This window comes from Cellulosimicrobium sp. BMG9.23 (assembly GCF_059159985.1).
The window spans coordinates 186,603-208,340 of record NZ_JBZGBZ010000004.1 but is presented as its reverse complement, the minus strand read 5'-3'; the positions used below and the strand labels follow the sequence as shown (position 1 = coordinate 208,340).

The window sequence follows — 21,738 nt, the reverse complement described above, 5'->3', positions numbered from 1 at the left end:
GTCGCGGTGAGCCCGGCCCTCCCGGACGGCGAGCCCGTGCCCGACGACGGTGCCCTCCCCGCGTGGGTCGGTCACCCCGGTCCCGGCGACCCGGCGCACGCCGGCGCGACGGCGCGAGCGTTCGGCGTCTACCTGCACGTCCCGTTCTGCTCGGTGCGCTGCGGATACTGCGACTTCAACACGTACACCGCCTCGGAGCTCGGCGGCGGGGCGAGCCAGGCGTCGTACGCGAGCACGGCGCTGCGCGAGATCGACCTCGCGGCACGCGTGCTGCGTGACGCCCATGTCCCGGAGCGCCAGGTCTCGACGGTGTTCGTGGGCGGCGGGACCCCGACCCTGCTCCCCGCGGGCGACCTGGGGCGCCTCGTCGCGGGCGTCCGCGCGGCGTGGGGACTCGCGCCCGGTGCCGAGATCACGACCGAGGCGAACCCGGACTCGGTCACGCCCGCGTCGCTCGCCGAGCTCGCCGCCGCGGGGTTCACGCGCGTGTCGTTCGGTATGCAGTCCGCCGTCCCGCACGTGCTCGCGACCCTCGAGCGCACGCACGACCCGCGGCGCATCCCCGACGTCGTGCGCTGGGCGACCGAGGCAGGGCTCAAGGTCTCGCTCGACCTCATCTACGGCACGCCGGGGGAGAGCGTCGACGACTGGCGCACGAGCCTCGAGACGGCGCTCGCGACGGGCGTCGACCACGTCTCGGCCTACGCGCTCGTCGTCGAGGCCGGCACGAAGATGGCCGCCCAGGTGCGGCGAGGAGACCTCGCCCTGCCGAGCGAGGACGACCAGGCGACGAAGTACGAGCTCGCCGACGAGCTGCTCACCGCCGCGGGCCTCGGCTGGTACGAGGTGAGCAACTGGGCCCGCACCGACGAGGACCGCTGCCGGCACAACCTCGCCTACTGGCGCGGCGACGACTGGTGGGGGATCGGCCCCGGCGCCCACTCGTACGTCGCGGCCGCGTCGCCCCGTCCGGCGTCGGCACTGCCCGGCACCGGCGGCCCGGGCGCGGTGCCGGAGGACGGCCGGACCGGCGTGCGCTGGTGGAACGTGAAGCACCCGCGTCGGTACGCGGCGCTGCTCGAGGCGGGGTCGAGCCCCGCCGCGGGGCGCGAGCTCCTGACGCGCGGAGAGTCGCACCTCGAACGCGTGATGCTGCAGGTGCGGCTGCGCGAGGGACTGGACCTGTCGGTGCTCTCGACGGCGGGACGTCACGCCGTCGCGGGTCTCGTCGCGAACGGGCTCCTGGACGGCCGGGCCGCGGTCACGGGTCGCGGCGTGCTCACCCTGCGAGGACGGTTGCTGGCCGACACGGTGGTCCGGGCGATCACGGACGAGTGACGTCCCGGGCCGCGACCCGCGACCCCGGCCGGCCCGCAACGCGGTCGAACCGACGACGAACCCGGCGTTTCCTCTAGCGCACCACGCGGATACCCGACAGGGTGTACCCGGCCGCCGGGATGTGCGAATGGCACGAGTCCTCCACACGACGGGCGACGTGCGCACCGGCGGTCGACGCACCGAACGAGGAGACGCGATGAGCGACACGAGCGCCGGCGGCCCGCCGCGCGACGAGAACGACCCGGGCGTGCCGCCGGAGCCGGGGAGCCCCGAACTGCCCGGCCCGGCGCAGCCCGAGGCACCGCAGGACCCGTACGCAGCGGACCGCCCGGCGGCCCCGGCACCGCCCGGCGGGGAGCCCGCAGGCCCACCGTACGGCCAGCCGCCGCCGCCCGGACAGCCGTACGGCCAGCCCGGCTACCCGCCGCCCGGGTCGCCGTACGGCCAGCAGCCGCCGCCTGGACAGCCGTACGGACAGCCCGGCTACCCGCCGCCCGGGTCGCCCTACGGACAGGTCGACCAGCCGGTGCAGATCGGCGAGGCGTTCACGTACGGCTGGAACAAGTTCACGCAGAACGCGGGCGTGATCATCGGCGGCGTGCTCACGTACGTCGCCGCGCTCGCGGTCCTGAGCATCCTGTTCTACGCCCTGCTGATCGGCACGGCCGCGACCAGCATCGACCCCGTGACGAACGAGATCAGCACCACCGGCGGCCTCGCCTTCGGGTTCGGCCTCTTCGTGTTCATCGCCGTCATGGCCGTGCTCGCGCTGCTCGTGCAGGGTGTCGTCGTCAACGTCTCGCTGCTGGTCACGCGCGGCAAGAAGCTCGAGTACGCGGACTTCTTCCGCCTGCCGAACATCGGCAACGTCATCCTCACCGCCCTGCTCATGGGGCTGGCGATCGGCATCCTCAGCATCACTTTCGTCGGGGGGCTCGTCTTCGCGTTCTTCGCCCTCTTCACGATGTTCTACGTCATCGACAAGAACCTCGGGGTGTTCGACGCGTTCAAGGCGAGCTTCACGGTCGTGAGCCGGAACCTGGGGACGGTCGTGCTGCTGTTCCTCGCGGTCTACGCCGCGCAGATCGTCGGGACGCTGCTCTGCTACGTCGGTCTGCTCGTCGCCCTGCCCGTCGCGCAGATCGCCACCGCGTTCGTCTACCGACGGCTCAACCAGGAGCAGCCCGTCTGACGGGTCTTCACGCACGAGGAGGGGAGGTGCCTGCGGACGCCTCACCCTCGTCGTGCGGAGCCGGCTCTCGAGGCCGGCCCGGCGCGCCGTCGAGCGGTGGTCGGCAGGAGCGGTCATCGTAGGACCGAGCACGTCCTCCGAGACGAGAACGAGGTGGACCCATGACGCAGGACCCCGCCGGCACCGGCGACGAGCCACGCCGCGACGGCCCCGAGCGGGCCGACGGCCCCGACGACGCTGCGTCGCCGGAACGGTCGCCGGCCGGGCCCTCGCCCGCAGAGCCCCTCCCGGGCGAACCGTCGCCGGAGGCCGCTCCGCCGGCGTCCCCGTACGGCACCCCGGCGGACACGGGCACCCCCGAGACCACCGGCACCCCGCCTGCCGCGGGCTACCCCCCGCCCGTCGCGGGGGCGCAGGCGGGCTACCCGCCGCCGGGCGCCGGGTACCCGCCTCCGACCTCCGCCCCCGGGGCCGGGTACCCGCCGGGCGCCACGCCGGGGTACCCGCCGCCCGCGAGCCCCGTGGGCGGCGGGTACGCAGGACCCGCCTTCTCCGTCGGCGAGGCGATCTCCTACGGGTGGCGCAAGGTGACGTCGAACCTCCTGCCGTGGATCCTCGTCGCGCTGATCCTCATCGCGGTCACCGTGGCGTGGAACCTCATCACCGGCAGCTTCGACCAGTTCCGGGAGGGGTACGACTTCGACGACACCAGCTTCGCGGCGCTCGGCGGGATCACCGTCACGAGCCTCGTGCTCTCGGTCGTCGGGACGGTCATCAGCTACCTCATCACCGCGTTCCTCACGCGCGGCGCGCTCGACGAGTCGGCCGGCCGGCGACCGGACGTCGCGGCCTTCTTCCGGATCGGGAACCTCGTCAACGTCCTGCTCGCCGCGCTGATCGTGGGGCTGCTCACCGGGATCGGCCTTGTCCTGTGCATCCTCCCGGGCATCGCCGTGGCGATCTTCTCGGCGTTCGTGTACTACTTCGCGCTCGACCAGGGGCAGGACGCCATCTCCGCGATCCGGTCGAGCTGGTCGGTCGTCGCGAAGAACTTCGGGTCGGTCTTCCTCCTCCTGCTCGCACTGCTCGGCATCAACATCCTCGGCGCGATCCCGTGCGGGCTCGGTCTGTTCGTGACGATCCCGCTGAGCTACGTCGCCGTCGCGTTCGCCTACCGCCGCCTCGTCGGCCAGGTGCCCGCCTGACCGACGTCGTCCACCGACCCGGCCGGACACCCCCCGGGGTCCCGGCCGGTCCCGTGCCGCGACCGTCACCGACAGGTCAGGGCGCCGTCACGAAGTCGATGAGCTCCTCGACCCGGCCGAGCAGCGATGGCTCGAGGTCCGCGTAGCTCCGGACCGTGCCGAGGATGCGTTGCCACGCGCGCGCGACGTCGGCCTGGGACGACGCCGGCCAGCCGAGCTCGCGCAGGATGCCGCGCTTCCACTCCGTGCCGCGCTCGATGACGGGCCACCGCTCGAGCCCCACCCGTCCGGGCTTCACCGCCTGCCAGACGTCGACGTACGGGTGACCCAGGACGAGCACGGTCCCCGACGGCACCGTGCGCAGCGCCGCGTCGGCGATCCGCTGCTCCTTGCTGCCCGGCACGAGGTGGTCGACGAGGACGCCCACCCGCTGCTGCGGCGTCGGGCCGAAGTCCGCGAGCGCGTCGGCGAGGTTGTCGACGCCGTCGAGCAGCTCGACGACGACGCCCTCGACGCGCAGGTCGTCGCCCCACACCTTCTCGACGAGCTCGGCGTCGTGCTTCCCCTCGACCCAGATGCGGCTCCCGCGCGCCACGCGGGCCCGCTGACCAACGACCGCTCGCGATCCCGACGCGGTCCGCGCGGGTGCGGCGGGCGCCCGGGACGTCACGGGCGCGGTCAGCTCGACGGGCTCGCCGTCGACCCAGAACCCCGGGCCGAGCGGGAACGTCCGCGTGCGGCCGGACCGGTCCTCGAGGACGACGACGTGCATCCCGCCGGACTTCTCGACGCGCACGACGGCCCCGACCCAGCCCGTCTGCACCTCCTCGACGACGAGGCCGCGCTCGGCAGCCTGGGGGCGCGAGACGCGCCGCGCGCGGTGGTGGGGCGTCGCGGGGCCCCCGAGGACGTCGGATCCGTAGCGGTCTGCAGGCACGACGACCACCCTAGGTTCGCCCGGAGCGCCACCCTGCGCTGCGACACGCGCCGTATGGTCCAGGACGCGCGGACCGGCGTGCCGGGTGGTACGACGGACCGATGACCGCGACCTCGGAGCCCGATCGGCAGCGCTGGCGCGTCCTGGCCGTGTGCCTCTCCGTGGGGTTCGTCACGACGCTCGACGTGTCCATCGTCAACGTGGCCCTGCCCTCGATCGAGGAGTCGCTCGACGCCGGGCCGAGCCAGCTGCAGCTCATCGTCGCCGGGTACACGCTCGCGTTCGGTCTGGCGCTCGTCCCGGCGGGCCGGCTCGGGGACGCGGGCGGGCGCCGTCGGCTCTTCATCGCCGGTCTGGTCGGGTTCGCGGTGTTCAGCCTCGCGTCGGGGCTCGCGCCCACCGACGATCTTCTCGGCGTCGCGCGCCTGCTCCAGGGCGTGAGCGCCGGGCTGCTGAACCCGCAGGTCGTGGGCCTGATCCAGCAGCTCTTCGCCGGTGCGGAGCGCGGCCGGGCGTTCGGGATGTTCGGGGCGACCGTCGGCGTCTCGACGGCGATCGGCCCGCTGCTCGGCGGTCTCATCCTCGCGATCGCCGGCTCCGCCGACGGCTGGCGCTGGATCTTTCTCGTCAACATCCCGGTGATCGCCGTGCTGCTGCCGTTCGCGTGGCGTCTCGTCCCGACGCCCGTGCGACAGCGCGGCCCGCGGCGACTCGACCCGGTCGGGCTCTCCCTGCTCGCGGTGATGACGGTCGCGGTCATGCTGCCGTTCGTCACGACGACGGGCCGAGGCGACGACCCCTCACGGTGGTGGTGGCTCGTCCTGGGCGCGGCCGCCGGGGTCGTGGCGGTGGTGTGGGAGCGGGGCTACCAGCGGCGGACCGGGGCCGCCGTGCTCGACCCGCAGGTGCTCGGGCTCTCGTCCTTCCGCAACGGCGCGCTGCTCGGCATGGCGTACTTCGCCGGCTTCACCGGGATCTTCCTCGTCGTCACGCTCTACCTGCAGGACGAGGTCGGGTACACGCCGCTCCAGGCAGGGCTCGTCGGGATGCCGTTCGCGGCGGCGTCCGGCGTCTCGGCCTGGCTGGCCGGTCGCGCGGTCGCGCGCCTCGGACGCCGGCTGGTCGTGCTCGGCCTGGTGCTCGTCCTGACCGGCATGGTCGCCGCGGACACCCTGGTCCGGACGCTCGGCGACGAGCCCTCGGTCATCGGGTGGGCGCTCGCCGCGGCGCTGCTCGTCGCCGGGACGGGCAGCGGCATGGTCATCGCGCCCAACCAGACGCTCGCGCTCGCCGAGGTCCCCGTCGCGAGCGGAGGCGTCGCCGGCAGCATGATCCAGGTGGGGCAGCGCATCGGGTCCGCCGTCGGCATCTCGGTGATCCTCTCGGTGTACTACGGCGGCCTGGCCGCGGGGACCGACGCCGCCCGGGCGACGGGGAGCGCGATGCTCGTGACCATCGGACTCGTGGGCGTCGCGCTGGTCGTCGGTCTGGTCGACCTGCGTTCGCGCGGAGCGGAGGCCGCCTCGACCCGGGCACCGGCCGCGTAGGATTAGCACTCGACGGGCGAGAGTGCCGACGTCCCGGGTGCAGCCCGGTGGCGTCGCGCGATCCGCAGGTACGTGGGTGCGCAGGAGGTGGACGTGAGCGAGGAACGCCGGCTGGAGGTCCTGCGGGCGATCGTCGAGGACTACGTCCTGACGCGCGAGCCCGTGGGATCGCGCGTCCTCACGGAGCGCCACGGGCTTGGCGTCTCCCCGGCCACGATCCGCAACGACATGGCTGCGCTCGAGGACGCCGGGTACATCGCGCAGCCGCACACGTCGGCGGGCCGCATCCCGACGGACAAGGGCTACCGGCTCTTCGTCGACCGGCTCTCGGGCGTCAAGCCGCTCTCGGCCCCGGAGAAGCGCGCGATCGAGACGTTCCTGTCCGAGGGCGTCGACCTCGACGACGTCATCGCCCGCGCCGGGCGGCTGCTCGCGCAGATCACGGGCCAGGTCGCCGTCGTGCAGTACCCGTCGTTGCGCCGCTCGGGACTGCGCCACCTGGAGCTGGTCCCCGTCGGGCAGGACCGTCTGCTCGTCGTCATCATCACCGACACGGGTCGCGTCGAGCAGCGCACGCTCGAGGTGGGCAGCGTCCCGGACGAGGGCACGCTCGCCGAGGCCCGCGCCCGGCTCAACGCGGCCGCCGCGGGCAAGCGGCTCGCCGACCTCATCCCGGGTCTCGCGGAGATCGCCGAGACGTTCCACCCCGACGACGCCCCGCTCGTGCGGGCGGTCGGCGAGCTCGTCGCGCAGACGCTCGCGGAGGAGAGCGAGGAACGGCTCGTCCTCGCCGGGACCGCGAACCTCGCGCGTGCAGGCATGCGCTTCGAGCACGCGCTGCGCCCCGTGCTCGAGGCCCTCGAGGAGCAGGTCGTGCTCCTGGGCCTCCTCACGGAGATGGCCGCCGAGTCCGGCGTCAACATCCGCATCGGTCACGAGAACCGGCTCGAAGGGCTCGTGGAGACGTCCGTCGTGACGACGGGCTACGGTAACGACGGGGACACGGTCGCCCTGGTCGGCTCCATCGGTCCCACGCGCATGGACTATCCCGGGACGATCGCGGCAGTCCGCGCGGTCGCCCGGTACCTGTCGCGGGCGCTCGGCACGTGACCGGCACCTGACCGGCGCCTGACCGGCGCCTGACCGGCACCGCACCGACGACCACAGACGACCGACCGACGACCACCGAACCCGCCGGGCCCGACTCCGGCGCCCGGCACCAGCAGAGAGTGACGTGTGAGCGACTACTACGAGATCCTCGGCGTGGCCCGCGACGCCAGCCCGGAGCAGATCAAGAAGGCCTACCGCAAGCTCGCCCGCGAGCTGCACCCCGACGTCGCGGGGGAGGAGTCGGGCGACCGGTTCAAGGACGTCGCGCGCGCCTACGAGGTGCTGTCCAACCCGGAGAAGCGTCAGCAGTACGACCTCGGCGTGGACCCGACCGCCCCCGGCGGCGGGGCCGGTGGCCCGATGGGCGGCGGCTTCGGCTTCCAGGACATCTTCGAGACCTTCTTCGGCGGCGGCCAGGCGCAGCAGGGCCCGATCCCGCGCGCGCGCCGCGGCCAGGACGCTCTCGTCCGCCTCGACATCGACCTCGCGGAGGCCACGTTCGGCGCCAAGCGCGAGCTCCAGGTCGACACCGCGGTCGTGTGCGGCACGTGCGGCGGCTCGTGCTGCCGCCCCGGCACCTCGCCGCGCACGTGCGAGGTGTGCCACGGTCGCGGCACGGTCCAGCGCGTCGCGCGCTCGTTCCTCGGCCAGGTCATGACGAGCGCCCCGTGCGCCGCGTGCCAGGGCTTCGGCACCGTCATCCCGGAGCCGTGCGCGGAGTGCTCGGGCGAGGGCCGTGTCCGCAGCCGCCGCACGATCAGCATCAACGTGCCCGCGGGCGTCGACACCGGGACCCGCATCAAGCTCACGTCGCAGGGCGAGGTCGGCCCGGCCGGCGGTCCTGCCGGCGACCTGTACGTCGAGATCCGCGAGCGCAACCACGACACGTTCGTGCGCCGCGGCGACGACCTGCACTGCACGCTCCAGGTCCCCATGACGGCGGCCGCGCTCGGCACCGTCCTGGAGCTCGAGACCCTCGACGGCGCGCAGGAGATCGACCTGCGCCCCGGCACGCAGCCGGGGCAGATCGTCACCCTGAAGAGCCTGGGCGTCGGGCACCTCCACGGCACGGGTCGCGGCGACCTCAACGTGCACATCGAGGTCCAGGTCCCCACGGCGCTCGACGAGGAGCAGGAGCAGCTCCTGCGCTCGCTCGCGTCGCTGCGGGGCGAGGAACGCCCCGACCCGCGTCTGTCCGCCGCGCACCCGGGCGTGTTCTCGCGCCTGCGCGACAAGCTCTCCGGACGCTGAGGGCCGCTCGTGAGCGAGTCGTGCCGATGAGCGCCCCCGTCTTCCTCGCCGAGACCGGCATCGACCGCGTCGCCCCCGGCGACCGGTACGTCCTCGACGGCGCCGAGGGGCGCCACGCGGGGGTCGTGCAGCGCAAGGCGCGCGGCGAGCGGATCGACGTCGTGGACGGCGACGGCGTGCGCCTGCGCTGTGTCGTCGAGGACTCCGACGCGGGCACGGTGACGTTGCTCGTCCAGGAGGTGGACCGCGAGCCGGCGCCGGACGTCGTCCTGACGCTCGTGCAGGCTCTCGCCAAGGGCGACCGCGACGAGATGGCGATCGAGGCGGCGACCGAGGTCGGCGTCGACGCCGTGGTCCCGTGGCAGGCGGAGCGCTCCGTCGTGGTGTGGCGCGGGGAGCGCGCGGCGAGGTCGCGCGCCCGCTGGCTCGCGACCGTGCGCACCGCGACGAAGCAGGCCCGCCGGGCGCGCCTGCCGCTCGTCGCGGAGGCCGTCGACTCGCGCGGTCTCGCGGCGCGCGCGACGGAGGTGGTCGCTGCGGGCGGGATCGTGCTCGTCCTCCACGAGGAGGCGACGACGGCGCTCGCCGACGTGCCTCTGCCGGCACCCGCGGGCGGCGCGACGGCGGCGGACGCCGCGGCACCGGAGGTGCTCGTCGTCGTCGGGCCCGAGGGCGGGATCTCCGACCGCGAGCTCGACACGCTGACCGCCGCGGGCGCGGTCGCGGCCCGGCTGGGTCCCCACGTCCTGAGGACCTCCACGGCCGGTCCGGTGGCCGTCGCCCTCCTCGCGCAGCGGCTCGGGCGGTGGGGCGTCGACCGCGCCTGACGCCCGCGCGAGGAGCGGGGGCGTGGACTAGCCTCGGCCGCATGACGAGCACCGAGACCGACTGCCTCTTCTGCCGGATCGTCGCGGGAGAGGTCCCCGCGGACGTCGTCGCGACGAGCGAGCGCTCGATCGCGTTCCGGGACATCGACCCGCAGGCGCCCGTGCACGTCCTCGTCGTCCCGCGCGACCACCACGGGGACATCGCGCAGCTGGCCGCGGCCGACCCGGAGCTGCTGAGCGACGTCGTCGCGCTCGCCGACGAGGTCGCGGGCGACCTCGCGGACGGGCAGTTCCGCCTGATCTTCAACTCCGGCCCGCGGGCCGGGCAGAGCGTGTTCCACGTCCACGGGCACGTCATCGCCGGCACCGAGCTGGGTTGGTCACCTGCCTGATCACCGCCCGCGTCGCGCGGGCCGGGGAAAGCGCGTGTGAGGCCATCCGCCGCTCGGTACGATGGAGGTGCCCCACGGCACCCGTCCTACCTCGTACCCGCCGTACCACCGTCCGAACGAAGGAGCACAGCGGCGCAAGCCGGCTCATGACATCCCTGCCACGAGACACCGCACCCGGCTCGCCGGACGGAGGAACCTCCGAACACCGGGTCGAGCACCGCATCGTCATCCCGGGCCACGTCCCGATGGTCGCGCTCCTCGGCAGCGGCGACTCCGTGCTCCGCGCCGTCGAGGACGGGTTCCCCGCCGTGGACGTCCATGTCCGCGGCAACGAGATCGCCGTCACCGGGCCGGCCGGCGACGTCGCCCTCGCGTCCCGGCTGCTCGACGAGCTCGTCGAGGTCGTCGAGGCTGGTACCCAGCTCACGGGCGACGTCGTCCGACGGTCGATCCGCATGCTCACCGCGGCGACGGCGTCGCGACCGGCCGAGGTGCTCACGTTCAACATCCTGTCCAGCCGCGGGCGCACCATCCGTCCGAAGACCGTCGGCCAGAAGCGCTACGTCGACGCGATCGACGCGAACACCATCACGTTCGGCATCGGTCCGGCGGGCACGGGCAAGACGTACCTTGCGATGGCCAAGGCCGTGCAGGCGCTGCAGTCGAAGCAGGTCAACCGGATCATCCTCACGCGACCGGCCGTCGAGGCGGGCGAGCGCCTGGGCTTCCTCCCCGGCTCGCTCACGGAGAAGATCGACCCGTACCTGCGCCCGCTCTACGACGCGCTCCACGACATGATGGACCCGGACGCGATCCCCAAGCTCATCGACGCCGGCACCATCGAGGTCGCGCCCCTGGCATTCATGCGGGGGCGCTCGCTCAACGACTCGTTCATCATCCTCGACGAGGCCCAGAACACGACCTCCGAGCAGATGAAGATGTTCCTCACGCGCCTCGGGTTCGCCTCACGGATGGTCATCACGGGGGACTCGACGCAGGTCGACCTCCCGGGCGGCACGGCGTCGGGCCTGCGGGTCATCGAGGACGTCCTCACGGGTGTCGACGACGTCGAGTTCTGCCGGCTGACGTCGTCCGACGTCGTGCGGCACCGGCTCGTGAGCGACATCATCGACGCGTACGCCCGCTGGGACGTCGCGACGGCGCCCGCACGGGACCGTGAGGCACCGCGCGGCGGCCGCCAGGCGGACCACCAGCGGAACGACGGACGGGCAGGCGGACGATGAGCATCGAGGTCAACAACGAGACCGAGACGCAGGTCGACGAGGCCGAGTTCGCCGCGCTCGCGCGGTACGTGCTCGACGCGATGCGCGTGCACCCGCAGAGCGAGGTGTCGATCCTCTTCGTCGACACCGACGTCATGACCGAGCTGCACGTGCGGTGGATGGACGAGCCGGGGCCCACCGACGTGCTGTCGTTCCCCATGGACGAGCTGCGGCCCGGTCGCGACGGCGAGGTCTCGGGCCCCGGTCAGCTGGGCGACGTCGTGCTGTGCCCGGACGTCGCGGCGCAGCAGGCGCGCGTCGCGGGGCACTCGACCGCGGAGGAGATGCTGCTCCTCACGACGCACGGCATCCTCCACCTGCTCGGCTACGACCACGTGGAGCCCGAGGAGGAGAAGGAGATGTTCGCGCTGCAGCGCAAGCTTCTCCTGACGTTCCTCGCGGGCCGGTGAGCGGCGAACCCGTCGCGCTCCTCGCGGCGCTGACCGTCGTGGCGGTCCTGCTCGCTGCCGCGCTCAGCGCGGCCGAGGCCGCGGTCCCGCGCGTCACGCGCGCCGCGGTCGCCGAGGAGGGCGAGCCCGGCGTCGCGTCCCCGCGCGCGCGACGCGCGCTCGCGCTGCTCGCCGACCCGGCCGCGACGGCGCGGTCCGTCGGGTTCGCGCGCGTCGTCGTCGAGATGGTGGCCGTCACGTGCCTGACCCTCCTCGTCGCGGCGTGGCTCGAGCCGTGGTGGCAGGTCCTGCTCGTCGCGCTCGCGGCGAGCGTCGTCGTCGGGCTCGTCGTGGTGCGGGTGAGCCCGCGCTCGCTCGGGCGGCGTCACGCCGTGCGGGTGCTGCTCGCGCTGTCGGGGGTCCTGGCGGCGGTCGTCGCCGCGACGCGCTGGCTCACCCGGCTCGCGCCGGCTCCGGACGCGGGGGCGCACGAGCGCGAGCTGCAGGACATGGTGGACCGCGTCAACGAGTCCGAGGTCATCGAGGACGAGGAGCGCGAGCTCATCCGGTCGGTCTTCGAGCTCGGCAGCACGCTCGCGCGCGAGGTCATGGTGCCGCGCACGGACATGGTGACGACCTCGCGCGACACCTCCCTGCGCAAGGCGCTGTCGCTCTTCCTGCGCTCGGGCTTCTCGCGCATCCCCGTCACGGGGACGTCGGCCGACGACCTCGTGGGCGTCGCGTACTTCAAGGACGTCGTGCGCGTCCTGGAGACCGCACCGGGCGACGGCGCGCGACCGGTGGGGGAGGTCGCGCGCCCCGCGATCTTCGTCCCCGAGTCCAAGCCCGCGGACGACCTCCTGCGCGAGATGCAGGCGTCGTCGTCGCACATGGCCATGGTCGTCGACGAGTACGGCGGCATCGCCGGTCTCGTGACGATCGAGGACGCGCTCGAGGAGATCGTCGGCGAGCTCACCGACGAGCACGACCGTCCCGAGCCCGAGGTCGAGGACCTCGGCGAGGGACGGCTCCGCGTGCCGGCGCGTCTCGGGGTCACCGAGCTCGGCGAGCTGTTCGACCTCGACCTCGACGACGACGACGTCGACACTGCGGGCGGTCTGCTCGCCAAGGCGCTCGGCAAGGTCCCGCTGCCCGGCTCCTCGGCCGACGTGCACGGCCTGCACCTCGAGGCCGACCGCGTGCAGGGCCGCCGCAAGCAGCTCGCGACGCTCGTCGCCTCCCGGGCCGACACACGAGCCCGCACTCGTTCCGACACCCGTGCCGGCTCCCGGGTCGCCTCCCTCGACCACGCATCCCCCACCACGAAGGACACCCCATGAGCACCCCCCTGCCCGAGCACCGTTCCGGGTTCGCCTGCCTCGTGGGACGGCCCAACGCCGGCAAGTCGACGCTGACGAACGCGCTCGTCGGCCAGAAGGTCGCGATCACCTCCGGTCGGCCGCAGACGACGCGGCACACGATCCGCGGCATCGTGCACCGCGCCGACGCCCAGCTCGTCCTCGTGGACACCCCGGGGCTGCACCGCCCGCGCACGCTGCTGGGCGAACGGCTCAACGACCTCGTGCGCGGCACGCTGACGGAGGTCGACGTCATCGCGTTCTGCCTGCCCGCGGACCAGAAGATCGGCCCGGGCGACCGGTACATCGCGAACGAGCTCGCCGAGGTCCGGCACGGGCGCCACCGCACGCCGGTCGTCGCCGTCGTGACGAAGGCCGACCTCGTGGACCGGGGGACGCTCGCCGCGCACCTGCTCGCCGTCGACCGCCTCGGGGAGCAGGCGGGTGGCTGGGCGGACATCGTCCCGGTCTCCGCGCAGGACGGCTACCAGGTCGACGTCCTCACGGACGTGCTCGTCACCCACCTGCCCGAGGGGCCCGACCTCTACCCCGGGGGTGAGCTCACGGACGAGCCCGAGGCCGTCATGGTCGCCGAGCTCGTGCGCGAGGCGGCGCTCGAGGGCGTGCGCGACGAGCTGCCCCACTCTCTCGCGGTCCAGGTGGAGGAGATCCTCCCGCGCGAGGGCTCCGGGGACGAGGCCTCGGGCAAGCCCCCGCTGCTCGACGTGCGCGTCAACCTCTTCGTCGAGCGCGACAGCCAGAAGGCGATCATCATCGGCCGCGGCGGCTCGCGGCTGCGCGACGTCGGCACCCGGGCCCGGCACGGCATCGAGGCGCTGCTCGGCACGCGTGTCTACCTCGACCTGCACGTCAAGGTCGCGAAGGACTGGCAGCGCGACCCCAAGCAGCTGCACCGTCTCGGGTTCTGAGGGCGTGCCCGCGACGCGGGGGCGGGGGAGCACCCCCGCCCGGCCGGCGGGTTCGTCCCAGGGAGCCCGGCGCACGCCGCGGCGTACGATCCTTCGGTGATCTTCCGGACCGCGGCGACGACGGCCGCTCTCGCGATCGTGCTCGCGGTCCTCGGCGCGGTCACCGGGCCGCAGTGGGACCCGGTACCTGTGTCCGAGCACCTCGAGCCGGAGACGTCGGACACGACGATCGGCGGCCAGCCTCCGGGCGGCGCCGACCCGGTCGGCACCTACGACGTGCGCGCGACCGACGTCACGGTGCGGCTCGACGGCGCGTCCGTGGGCGGCGTCCTGCGCGAGCCCGTCGACGCGCCGGGGGACCGACCCGGCGTGGTGTTCGTCCACGGCGCGGGCACCGGTCTGGCCTCCGAGGCGTTCGTCGACGTCGCGAGCGATCTTGCGAGCGCCGGCGTGGTGACGCTCGTGCCGGACAAGCGGCTCGACACCTACACGACGCGCCACCGCGACTACGAGGCGATGGCGCGCGACTACGCGCACTCCGTCGACCTCCTGCGCGCGCGGCCCGGCGTGGACCCCGACGCCGTCGGGCTCTACGGCGAGTCGGAGGGCACGTGGATCGTGCCCGTCATGGCCGCGGGCGACACCGGCATCGCCTTCTCCGTGCTCGTCTCCGCGCCCGTCGTCCCGCCGCGGCAGCAGGCCGCGTTCGCGGTCGACAGCTACCTGCGCAACACCGACGTCCCGCACGGTGTCTTCCGCGCCATCCCCCGGGCCGTCGGCATGGCCATCCCCGGTGGTGGGTTCGAGTACGCGGACTTCGACGTCGAGCCCTTCCTCGAGCGGCTGACGCAACCCGTGCTCGTCGTCTACGGGACCGCCGACCCGTCGATGCCGGTCGAGCAGGGCGCGCAGCAGGTCCTCGATGCGACCGCGGAACAGCCCGGGGCCGGCACGACGGTCCGCTTCTACGACGGCGCGAACCACGGCATCAAGATCGACGACGTCCTGGTTCCCGACTTCCCCCGGGACACGGCCGCGTGGGTGACGTCGCTCCCGGACAGCGCCGACGCGTCGCCCCAGGTCGCCGGTGCCCGGCCGAACCAGCAGTACCTCGCCGGGCCCGTCCCCACGCCGCGCTGGTTCGGCAACGGCGACCTCTCGGTCGCGCTCGTCCTCGTCGCCGTCGGCCTGCTCGTCGTCGGGCCGACGATCCGGCTCGTCGCGAGCCTCGTCTCGCGGCTGCGCCAGGTCGTCGGGCGCAGCGCCCGCCCGGCGGGGCTCGCCCCGGGCTTCCGCGGGCCGCTGACCGGGCTCGGTGTCGGCGCTCTGGCGACGGTCGTCGGGCTCGTCGTCTACCTCGTGGCGGTCGCGCGGCTCGCGCTCGACTACGAGAAGGACGCGTGGGTCGTGCAGGGCGGCTGGGTCGCGGTGCGGCTCGCGGGGCTCGCGACCCTGGTGGCTGCTGCGCTGCTCATCAACCGCTGGGCCGAGGTCCGGGCGGCGCGCAAGGGCTTCGCCGGCAGCGTGCCCGCCGACGGTCCGGCCGAGCGCGGCGCTGCGGTGCGCGTCGCGGAGGGCGTCACGGCGCACCTGATGCTCTGGAGCGTGCTCACCGGCGCGACGATCCTCCTCGTCGTCCTCGCGTACTGGGGCGTGTACCAGCTCGGCATCTGAACGGGCATCTGTGCGGGCATCTGAGTGACCACTGGCGGGCACCTGAGCGGCGCCGCCGAGCCGGTACGCCTACCGTGGACGGGTGAGGCCTCGTCGGCGCGGCCACGACGGAGCGGGCCACGTCCGAGGTCGGGCGGGCGGTCCGCCGGGCGCCGCTGCGGCCGACGAGCACGCCCCGCTGCGGTTCGAGCTCGTCGCGGACGACGACCTCGCGGACGACGGACCCGTGGACGAGCACCGCGCGGATGACGGGCCCCCCGCGAGGCCGCGCGCGCACGCCGTCGTCCCGATACCGGGCAGAGACGACGACCCGCGCCCGCGGCGGCGCTGGTACGCGCACCCCGTCCCGTGGGTCGCGGCGGTGGTCGTCGTCGCGCTCGGCGGGTCGTTCCTCGCGACGCGCGCCCTCGAGGCGGCCCAGCGCGTCGAGGTCGCGGCGCTCGAGGGCGGTCTGCGGCCGATCGAGGCGCCCCTGGAGGTGAGCTGGTCGGTGCCGGTCGACCCGGGCGGGGCGGTGATCGCCGGGCCGGGCGTCGTCGTGACGCACGGCGACGGGCTGACCGCGTACGCGGTCGACGACGGCACTCCCGTGTGGCGCTCCGACGCGGTGGGCGAGCTCGCGACGTGCGTCCCCCGGGCAGACCGGTCCCCGACCGAGGTCGTCGTGTGCCTGACGCCGCGAGGCGGCCCGGGAGCCCGGCTCACCGTCGTGCAGGCCGCGTCGGGCCGGACCCTCGGGGAGCGCGACGTCGAGGTGGCGGGGCAGGCGGTCGCGCCGGTGGGCGACGCCGACGTCGTGCGCGCACGGTGGGCCGACGGCGACGTCGTCCTCGTGCGCGAGGAGGCCGCCACGGGCGCCGTGCGGTGGGAGCGGCGCGTCGAGCGCGAACGGTCGGGCAGCCTCGGTCTCGTGGTGCGCTCGTCGGGGAGCGGGATCCTGCTGGACGTGAACCGCGGGGTCGTGACCCTCGTGGCCCCGGGCGTCGTCGCGACCCTCACCGAGGACGGGACGGTGCTGAAGGAGGGCGACGTGTGGTCCGTCGTGCGCCTGCCCGACGGGCGGTACGTCGGCAACGAGTACGGGAGCGGGACGACGACCGTGTTCACGGCGGCGGGCGACCCGCGGGTCGAGGTCCGGGGGAGGGCCGTCGAGGCACCCCTGAGCGACGGGTCGTTCCCCGGGGTCCTCCTGATGAACACGTTCCGCGGTGTCGCCGGCGTCGACGCCGTCACCGGCGCCCCGCTCTGGACGCTCGCGAGCGCCGGCTCCCGTCCCGTCGTGCGCATCGAGGGCCTGGTCGTGCTGCGGACGGACACGACCCTGCACGGGATCGACGTCGCGTCGGGCGCGCTGCGCTGGGAGACGCCCCTCACGGACGGGGCGACGTGGCCCGCGCTCACCGACGGCCGCTCGCTGCTCGTGGCCGAGGGGGAGGGCGGACGACGCCAGCACCTCGTCTCGATCGCGCTCGCGGACGGTACCGTCGAGTGGCGGTGGCCGATCCCGGAACGCACCTACCACGCGTTCACGTCCGAGGGGCGGCTGTTCCTGCTCGGCACCGACCGTCTGACGGCGGTGTCCTGAGCGGCGCCGCGTGGCAGGTTGAGCGCGGCGTGAGGAAACGGTAGAAACGGTCGGGGCCTTTCCGGGCCCCGGCGGGGTGCGTCCTGCACCGCGCGACAGCGTAGGGAGCCACGATGACCAACGAGAGCCCAGCGGTCGGCGAGCCGCAGACCGACGATCCGGGGCCCGTGACCGGGGAGACGCCGGGGACGTCCGGCGACGAGGCGGCGACCTCCGAGCCGCGTCCGCGGGGCGCGGGTGCCGGCGAGCAGGCCGCCGAGGCGTCGGAGCCGGCCGGGCTCTCGCCCTTCGCCGGCATCCCGGTGAGCGACTTCGTGCGCGACGGCGTGGCAGCCTTCCTGCTCCTCGTCTCGCTGGCGCTGCCCTGGGACGTCGCCCACCGCGCGTCCGACAAGGTCGAGGTCGTCCTGCTGACGATCCTGTCCCTGCTGTCGCTCGCTCTGCCGTACCTCGCCCGGACCGGGGTGCTGCCCGCGACCTGGACGGTCCACACGACGCGTCAGGTGCGCCTGCTCGCCAACGCGCCCTACGCGCTGCTCGTCGTCGTCTACCTCGTCGTCGACGTCGTGGGCGGTGGCGACCTGTCGGACGGATGGGGCGGCATCGGATCGGCGGTCGCCCTCGGGCTCGCCGGTGCACTGCTCGCGGCACAGCCACGCCAGAGCGAGCTCGGCCCGGAGGACCTCGACCGCGCCGTGACGGGGCAGTGGCTGCGGGTCCATCTCGTGCTGTCGGCCGTCCTCGCCGTCGGCGCGCTCCTGACCGTGATCCTCACGGTGCTCAGCGCGTCCGAGGTCGGTCCGGTCGAGGTGATCGACCTGCTGGCCATCGCGGCCTTCGTCGTCGCCCTCGCGGGCCTCCCCGCGCTCGGCACCTGGCGTCGCTCCGAGGCCGCGCGGCTCACGCTCGTCGGCCTGGGCATCATCGTGGCCGCGGCGTTCGTCCTCGGTTCCGGCGACAACGGCATCCTCACGATGGAGGGGACGCACCTCGGCCGCTTCGGCCTCGTGCTCGTGCCCGCGCTCGCGGCGGTGGCGTCCTCACCCGCGGTGCGGCGTGCCATGGCCGCGGTCCCGCCCGTCGAGGCGTGGCTGGGGGTCGCGGCCCGCGGCCTGGACCTCGTGGTCGTCGTCGGTGCCTTCCTCGCCCTGCACGGTGTCCTCGGGCTGGCGGACGGCATGCGGGGCGTCCCCGTGGTCCTCGCCGTCGTCATCGGCCTGCTCGTCGCGGGCGTCGCCCTCGTCGCGCGCCGCTCGCTCGCCCGCGACGCGGCGACGGGGCGCCCGCTCGCACTCGGGGCCACGGGCGTCGTGGCGCTGCTCGGCATCGTGCTGCTCGTCGTGACCGCGAGCCGCGTGGCCTACGGCGGCAGCGTCGAGCACCTGCTCCTCGCCTTCGGGCTCCCGCTCCTCGTCGTGTACGCGCTGACGGTCCCGCAGGAGGTCCGGGACTACTTCGCCGAGCACCGGCCCGACCCGGCGGCTGCCGGTGCCGCCGCGACCGCCGCCTACGTCTGGCAGCCTGCCGCGCCCAAGGCGCCGCGCCCGGCGAAGCCTGCCCCCGCGCCCGTCGCCGGGCCTCCGGCGACCGCGGAGCACCAGGGGCCGGCCACGTGGTCGGCAGCTGCCGGCGGGACCGAGGTCCTGCCGGTCCAGACCGTGCAGCCCGAGCGCAGCGGGTACGCCGCCCGCCCGGGTCTCACGCCCGTGGACTCCCAGACGACCGCGGTGATGCCGGCGGTCACCGACGGCTCGCGCGACGTCCCGGGCCAGACCGCGCAGCAGGGCTACGCGACGCCTCAGCAGGGCGGCGACCCGCAGCAGCACAACGCCGCTCCCGGGCAGACGGCGCAGCAGGGCTACGGCCAGCAGGCGCAGCAGGGCTACGCGCAGCAGCAGGGGTACGGTCAGCAGACGCCGCAGGGCTACGCCCAGCAGGGCCAGCAGGGTTACGGCCAGCAGGGTCAGCAGGGCCAGCAGGCGTACGCGCCCCAGCCGGGCTTCACGCCCCAGCAGGCGCTCGACCCGTCGACCCCGCTCGAGGTGCTCGCCCAGATCGTGCAGGACGCCCCCCACCTGCGTCCGCAGGTCGCGGCCAACCCGTCGACGTACCCCGCCCTGCTCGAGTGGCTCGGGAACCTCGGCGACCCCGCGGTGGACGCCGCGCTCCGCTCCCGGCGGGGCTGACCGTCGCGGAGAGCGGAGCTCTCGCCGAGCGTGCGGGTGCCCGGGGCGTGGACGTCCCGGCCACCCGCACGCGGTCGGGGTACAGTGAACGCGTGCACCTGATGCGGCGGCTCCTCCTTCGTTGCCGCGGCGAGGCCCTCTAGCCGGTCCCTCGTCGCGGTGGTTGGTGTGCCGGCTGACACCGATCAGGACGACCTGAAGGACCCATGATGAACGCCTCGACCAGCACCAGCAGCACCACCACCACCACCACCACCGCCGCCGCCGCCGCCGCAGCCGTCGCAGCCGCCGCGCAGGCGAACCCGCAGCAGCCGTCGGGCATGCCGATCCACAAGTACCTGCCGTTCCACCGCCAGTTCGACGTCACGGTCCCGGACCGGACCTGGCCCGACCGGCGCATCACGCAGGCGCCGCGCTGGTGCGCCGTCGACCTGCGGGACGGCAACCAGGCCCTCATCGAGCCGATGAACCCCGAGCGCAAGCTGCGCATGTTCGAGCTGCTCGTCGAGATGGGCTACAAGGAGATCGAGGTCGGTTTCCCCTCCGCCTCGCAGACCGACTTCGACTTCGTGCGGATGCTCATCGAGGAGGACCGCATCCCGGACGACGTCGTCATCCAGGTGCTGACGCAGTCCCGCGAGCACCTCATCGCGCGGACGTACGAGGCGATCCAGGGCGCCAAGCAGGCGATCGTGCACCTGTACAACTCCACGTCGGTCCTGCAGCGCGAGGTGGTGTTCCGCTCGGACCCCGACGGCATCGTGGGCATCGCCGTGGACGGCGCGAAGCTGTGCCGGAAGTTCGAGGAGACGGTCCCCGGGACCACGGTGTACTACGAGTACTCGCCCGAGTCCTACACGGGCACCGAACTCGAGTTCGCCGCCCGCATCTGCAACGAGGTGCTCGAGGTCTTCGAGCCCACGCCCGAGCGCAAGGTCATCATCAACCTGCCCGCGACGGTCGAGATGGCGACGCCGAACGTCTACGCGGACTCGATCGAGTGGATGAACCGGCACCTGAACCACCGCGAGAACGTCGTCCTGTCGCTGCACCCGCACAACGACCGCGGCACGGCGGTGGCTGCCGCCGAGCTGGGGTACCAGGCCGGTGCTGACCGCATCGAGGGCTGCCTGTTCGGCAACGGCGAGCGCACCGGGAACGTCTGCCTGGTCACGCTCGGGATGAACCTGTTCAGCCAGGGCATCGACCCGCAGATCGACTTCTCCGACATCGACCACGTGCGCCGCACGGTCGAGCACTGCAACCAGCTCGGCGTCCCGGAGCGTCACCCCTACGCGGGCGACCTCGTCTTCACGGCGTTCTCCGGCTCCCACCAGGACGCGATCAAGAAGGGCTTCGACGCCATGGCGGTCCACGCCGAGGCGGAGGGCACGACCGTCGACGACCTGGTCTGGGCGGTGCCGTACCTGCCGATCGACCCGAAGGACGTCGGGCGCTCGTACGAGGCCGTGATCCGGGTCAACTCGCAGTCGGGCAAGGGCGGCATCGCGTACCTGCTGAAGACCGAGCGCCACCTGGACCTGCCCCGCCGGCTGCAGATCGAGTTCTCGAAGTCGGTCCAGACCCACACCGACGAGCACGGCTCCGAGGTCACGGGCGAGGACATCTGGCGGATCTTCTCCGACGAGTACCTGCCTGTCGAGCCGGGCTCCGGCCTGGAGCCGTGGGGACGCCTCAAGCTGCGCGCGACGCGTGCGTCCTCGAGCGAGCACGGTCCGGACACGCTGAGCGTCGACGTCGTCGACCGTGGCGAGGAGCTCACGCTCGAGGGCACCGGCAACGGGCCGGTGGCCGCGTTCGTCGACGCGGTCGCCCAGGTGGGGGTCGACGTCCGGGTCCTGGACTACGCGGAGCACGCGCTGTCCGAGGGCGGCGACGCGACGGCGGCGGCCTACGTCGAGTGCCAGGTGGGCGACGACGTCCTGTGGGGCGTCGGCATCGACCCCTCGATCACGACGGCCTCGCTCAAGGCGATCGTGTCGGCGGTCAACCGCGCGGAGCGCACCGCAGGCTGAGCGTCCGGACGATCCACGACCACCGGGTCGCGGTGCTCACACCACCGTGGGTGCCGCGGCCCGGTCGTGCGCCGTCACGCGTTCCAGCAGCACCTGGAGCTGCGCGAGGTCCTCGTCGTCGAGGCGTTCCAGGGGCGACTCGGCGCTCAGCCGGTCGAGCATCGCCCGGCGTACCTCCTGTCCTCGCGGGGTGAGCGCGACGAGCTTGGAACGGCGGTCGGTCGGGTGCGGTCGGCGTTCGGCATAGCCGAGCGACACGAGCCTGGAGACGACGAACGTCACGTTGGACGGCTCGCACTCGAGGAGCACGGCGAGCTGGCTGGGCGTGAGCGGGTCGACCAGGTCGCGGACGGCGCACGCCTGCGTGCACGTGAGCCCGTACGGCTCGTACATCCCCCTGATCGCCCGCTCCGACTGTTCCGCTACCGCATCGAGCAGGATGCGTACATCCCGCGTGCGGTCGTCGCGGTCGTGGGAACGGACCATGACGGCATCGTAG

The 21,738-nt window shown here is 73.8% G+C and carries 18 protein-coding genes; 16 read left to right on the top strand and 2 right to left on the bottom strand.

Annotated elements, in window-relative coordinates; all coding sequences use genetic code 11:
* Positions 1-6: 6 nt before the first annotated feature.
* The 3 genes from hemW to AC4H2G_RS07580 all read left to right on the top strand — a co-directional run bounded on the left by hemW (position 7) and on the right by AC4H2G_RS07580 (position 3,735).
* Positions 7-1,338 carry a radical SAM family heme chaperone HemW gene (gene hemW, locus AC4H2G_RS07590; RefSeq protein WP_494365150.1) on the top strand — a complete coding sequence of 444 codons (1,332 nt, stop codon included), beginning with the start codon at positions 7-9 and terminating at the stop codon, positions 1,336-1,338.
* A gap of 196 nt (positions 1,339-1,534) precedes the next feature.
* On the top strand, positions 1,535-2,530 hold the full coding sequence (locus AC4H2G_RS07585; protein ID WP_494365149.1) for a DUF2189 domain-containing protein: 996 nt from the start codon (positions 1,535-1,537) through the stop codon (positions 2,528-2,530).
* 161 nt (positions 2,531-2,691) lie between these two features.
* A complete protein-coding gene (locus AC4H2G_RS07580; RefSeq protein WP_494365148.1) occupies positions 2,692-3,735 on the top strand; it encodes a DUF2189 domain-containing protein in 1,044 nt (347 codons plus the stop codon).
* Between the two features lie 76 nt (positions 3,736-3,811).
* On the opposite strand, the gene AC4H2G_RS07575 is transcribed toward AC4H2G_RS07580, so the two are convergent.
* A complete protein-coding gene (locus AC4H2G_RS07575; RefSeq protein WP_494365147.1) occupies positions 3,812-4,672 on the bottom strand; it encodes a DUF3097 domain-containing protein in 861 nt (286 codons plus the stop codon).
* A 101-nt stretch (positions 4,673-4,773) separates the two neighbouring features.
* Here AC4H2G_RS07575 and AC4H2G_RS07570 point away from each other — a divergent pair, with 101 nt between their 5' ends.
* The 13 genes from AC4H2G_RS07570 (at position 4,774) to leuA (ending at position 21,239) form a co-directional block, all read left to right on the top strand.
* Positions 4,774-6,219: an MFS transporter gene (locus AC4H2G_RS07570; protein WP_494365146.1), complete on the top strand. Its 1,446-nt coding sequence runs from the start codon at positions 4,774-4,776 to the stop codon at positions 6,217-6,219.
* Positions 6,220-6,312: 93 nt separating this feature from the next.
* Positions 6,313-7,329 (top strand): heat-inducible transcriptional repressor HrcA, encoded by a 1,017-nt coding sequence (gene hrcA / locus AC4H2G_RS07565; RefSeq protein WP_494365145.1) that lies wholly within the window; start codon positions 6,313-6,315, stop codon positions 7,327-7,329.
* A 126-nt stretch (positions 7,330-7,455) separates the two neighbouring features.
* Positions 7,456-8,580 (top strand): molecular chaperone DnaJ, encoded by a 1,125-nt coding sequence (dnaJ, locus tag AC4H2G_RS07560; RefSeq protein WP_494365144.1) that lies wholly within the window; start codon positions 7,456-7,458, stop codon positions 8,578-8,580.
* A gap of 26 nt (positions 8,581-8,606) precedes the next feature.
* Positions 8,607-9,407 (top strand): 16S rRNA (uracil(1498)-N(3))-methyltransferase, encoded by an 801-nt coding sequence (locus AC4H2G_RS07555; RefSeq protein ID WP_494365143.1) that lies wholly within the window; start codon positions 8,607-8,609, stop codon positions 9,405-9,407.
* Between the two features lie 41 nt (positions 9,408-9,448).
* The gene (locus tag AC4H2G_RS07550) at positions 9,449-9,799 is read left to right on the top strand and encodes an HIT domain-containing protein (protein WP_494365142.1); all 351 of its coding nucleotides are present in this window, start codon (positions 9,449-9,451) and stop codon (positions 9,797-9,799) included.
* A gap of 146 nt (positions 9,800-9,945) precedes the next feature.
* Positions 9,946-11,043: a PhoH family protein gene (locus AC4H2G_RS07545; protein WP_494365141.1), complete on the top strand. Its 1,098-nt coding sequence runs from the start codon at positions 9,946-9,948 to the stop codon at positions 11,041-11,043.
* Positions 11,040-11,492 carry an rRNA maturation RNase YbeY gene (gene ybeY, locus AC4H2G_RS07540; RefSeq protein ID WP_494365140.1) on the top strand — a complete coding sequence of 151 codons (453 nt, stop codon included), beginning with the start codon at positions 11,040-11,042 and terminating at the stop codon, positions 11,490-11,492. The genes AC4H2G_RS07545 and ybeY overlap by 4 nt, the downstream gene beginning before the upstream one ends.
* Complete coding sequence (locus tag AC4H2G_RS07535; protein ID WP_494365139.1) at positions 11,489-12,811, top strand: hemolysin family protein; 1,323 nt, start codon at positions 11,489-11,491, stop codon at positions 12,809-12,811. The genes ybeY and AC4H2G_RS07535 overlap by 4 nt, the downstream gene beginning before the upstream one ends.
* The gene (gene era / locus AC4H2G_RS07530; RefSeq protein ID WP_494365138.1) at positions 12,808-13,758 is read left to right on the top strand and encodes a GTPase Era; all 951 of its coding nucleotides are present in this window, start codon (positions 12,808-12,810) and stop codon (positions 13,756-13,758) included. The genes AC4H2G_RS07535 and era overlap by 4 nt, the downstream gene beginning before the upstream one ends.
* 96 nt (positions 13,759-13,854) lie before the next feature.
* A complete protein-coding gene (locus AC4H2G_RS07525) occupies positions 13,855-15,432 on the top strand; it encodes an alpha/beta hydrolase family protein (RefSeq protein ID WP_494365137.1) in 1,578 nt (525 codons plus the stop codon).
* A gap of 82 nt (positions 15,433-15,514) precedes the next feature.
* On the top strand, positions 15,515-17,017 hold the full coding sequence (locus tag AC4H2G_RS07520; RefSeq protein ID WP_494365136.1) for an outer membrane protein assembly factor BamB family protein: 1,503 nt from the start codon (positions 15,515-15,517) through the stop codon (positions 17,015-17,017).
* Positions 17,018-17,130: 113 nt separating this feature from the next.
* Entirely contained in the window at positions 17,131-19,203 is a 2,073-nt protein-coding gene (locus AC4H2G_RS07515; RefSeq protein ID WP_494365135.1) for a DUF7937 domain-containing protein, read from the top strand.
* A gap of 320 nt (positions 19,204-19,523) precedes the next feature.
* Positions 19,524-21,239 carry a 2-isopropylmalate synthase gene (gene leuA, locus AC4H2G_RS07510; protein ID WP_494365375.1) on the top strand — a complete coding sequence of 572 codons (1,716 nt, stop codon included), beginning with the start codon at positions 19,524-19,526 and terminating at the stop codon, positions 21,237-21,239.
* 36 nt (positions 21,240-21,275) lie between these two features.
* Here leuA and AC4H2G_RS07505 read toward each other — a convergent pair whose 3' ends face one another.
* Positions 21,276-21,725, bottom strand: coding sequence for a MarR family winged helix-turn-helix transcriptional regulator (locus AC4H2G_RS07505; protein WP_494365134.1), 450 nt, complete (start codon positions 21,723-21,725; stop codon positions 21,276-21,278).
* Positions 21,726-21,738: the final 13 nt, after the last annotated feature.

Bases quoted from the DNA above. Each gene is read 5' to 3' on its own strand.
- AC4H2G_RS07585 (WP_494365149.1), top strand. From the start codon at position 1,535: ATGAGCGACACGAGCGCCGGCGGCCCGCCGCGCGACGAGAACGACCCG.
- AC4H2G_RS07580 (WP_494365148.1), top strand. From the start codon at position 2,692: ATGACGCAGGACCCCGCCGGCACCGGCGACGAGCCACGCCGCGACGGC.
- AC4H2G_RS07570 (WP_494365146.1), top strand. From the start codon at position 4,774: ATGACCGCGACCTCGGAGCCCGATCGGCAGCGCTGGCGCGTCCTGGCC.
- AC4H2G_RS07555 (WP_494365143.1), top strand. From the start codon at position 8,607: ATGAGCGCCCCCGTCTTCCTCGCCGAGACCGGCATCGACCGCGTCGCC.
- AC4H2G_RS07550 (WP_494365142.1), top strand. From the start codon at position 9,449: ATGACGAGCACCGAGACCGACTGCCTCTTCTGCCGGATCGTCGCGGGA.
- AC4H2G_RS07545 (WP_494365141.1), top strand. From the start codon at position 9,946: ATGACATCCCTGCCACGAGACACCGCACCCGGCTCGCCGGACGGAGGA.
- ybeY (WP_494365140.1), top strand. From the start codon at position 11,040: ATGAGCATCGAGGTCAACAACGAGACCGAGACGCAGGTCGACGAGGCC.
- era (WP_494365138.1), top strand. From the start codon at position 12,808: ATGAGCACCCCCCTGCCCGAGCACCGTTCCGGGTTCGCCTGCCTCGTG.
- AC4H2G_RS07515 (WP_494365135.1), top strand. From the start codon at position 17,131: ATGACCAACGAGAGCCCAGCGGTCGGCGAGCCGCAGACCGACGATCCG.
- leuA (WP_494365375.1), top strand. From the start codon at position 19,524: ATGCCGATCCACAAGTACCTGCCGTTCCACCGCCAGTTCGACGTCACG.
- AC4H2G_RS07505 (WP_494365134.1), bottom strand. From the start codon at position 21,725: ATGGTCCGTTCCCACGACCGCGACGACCGCACGCGGGATGTACGCATC.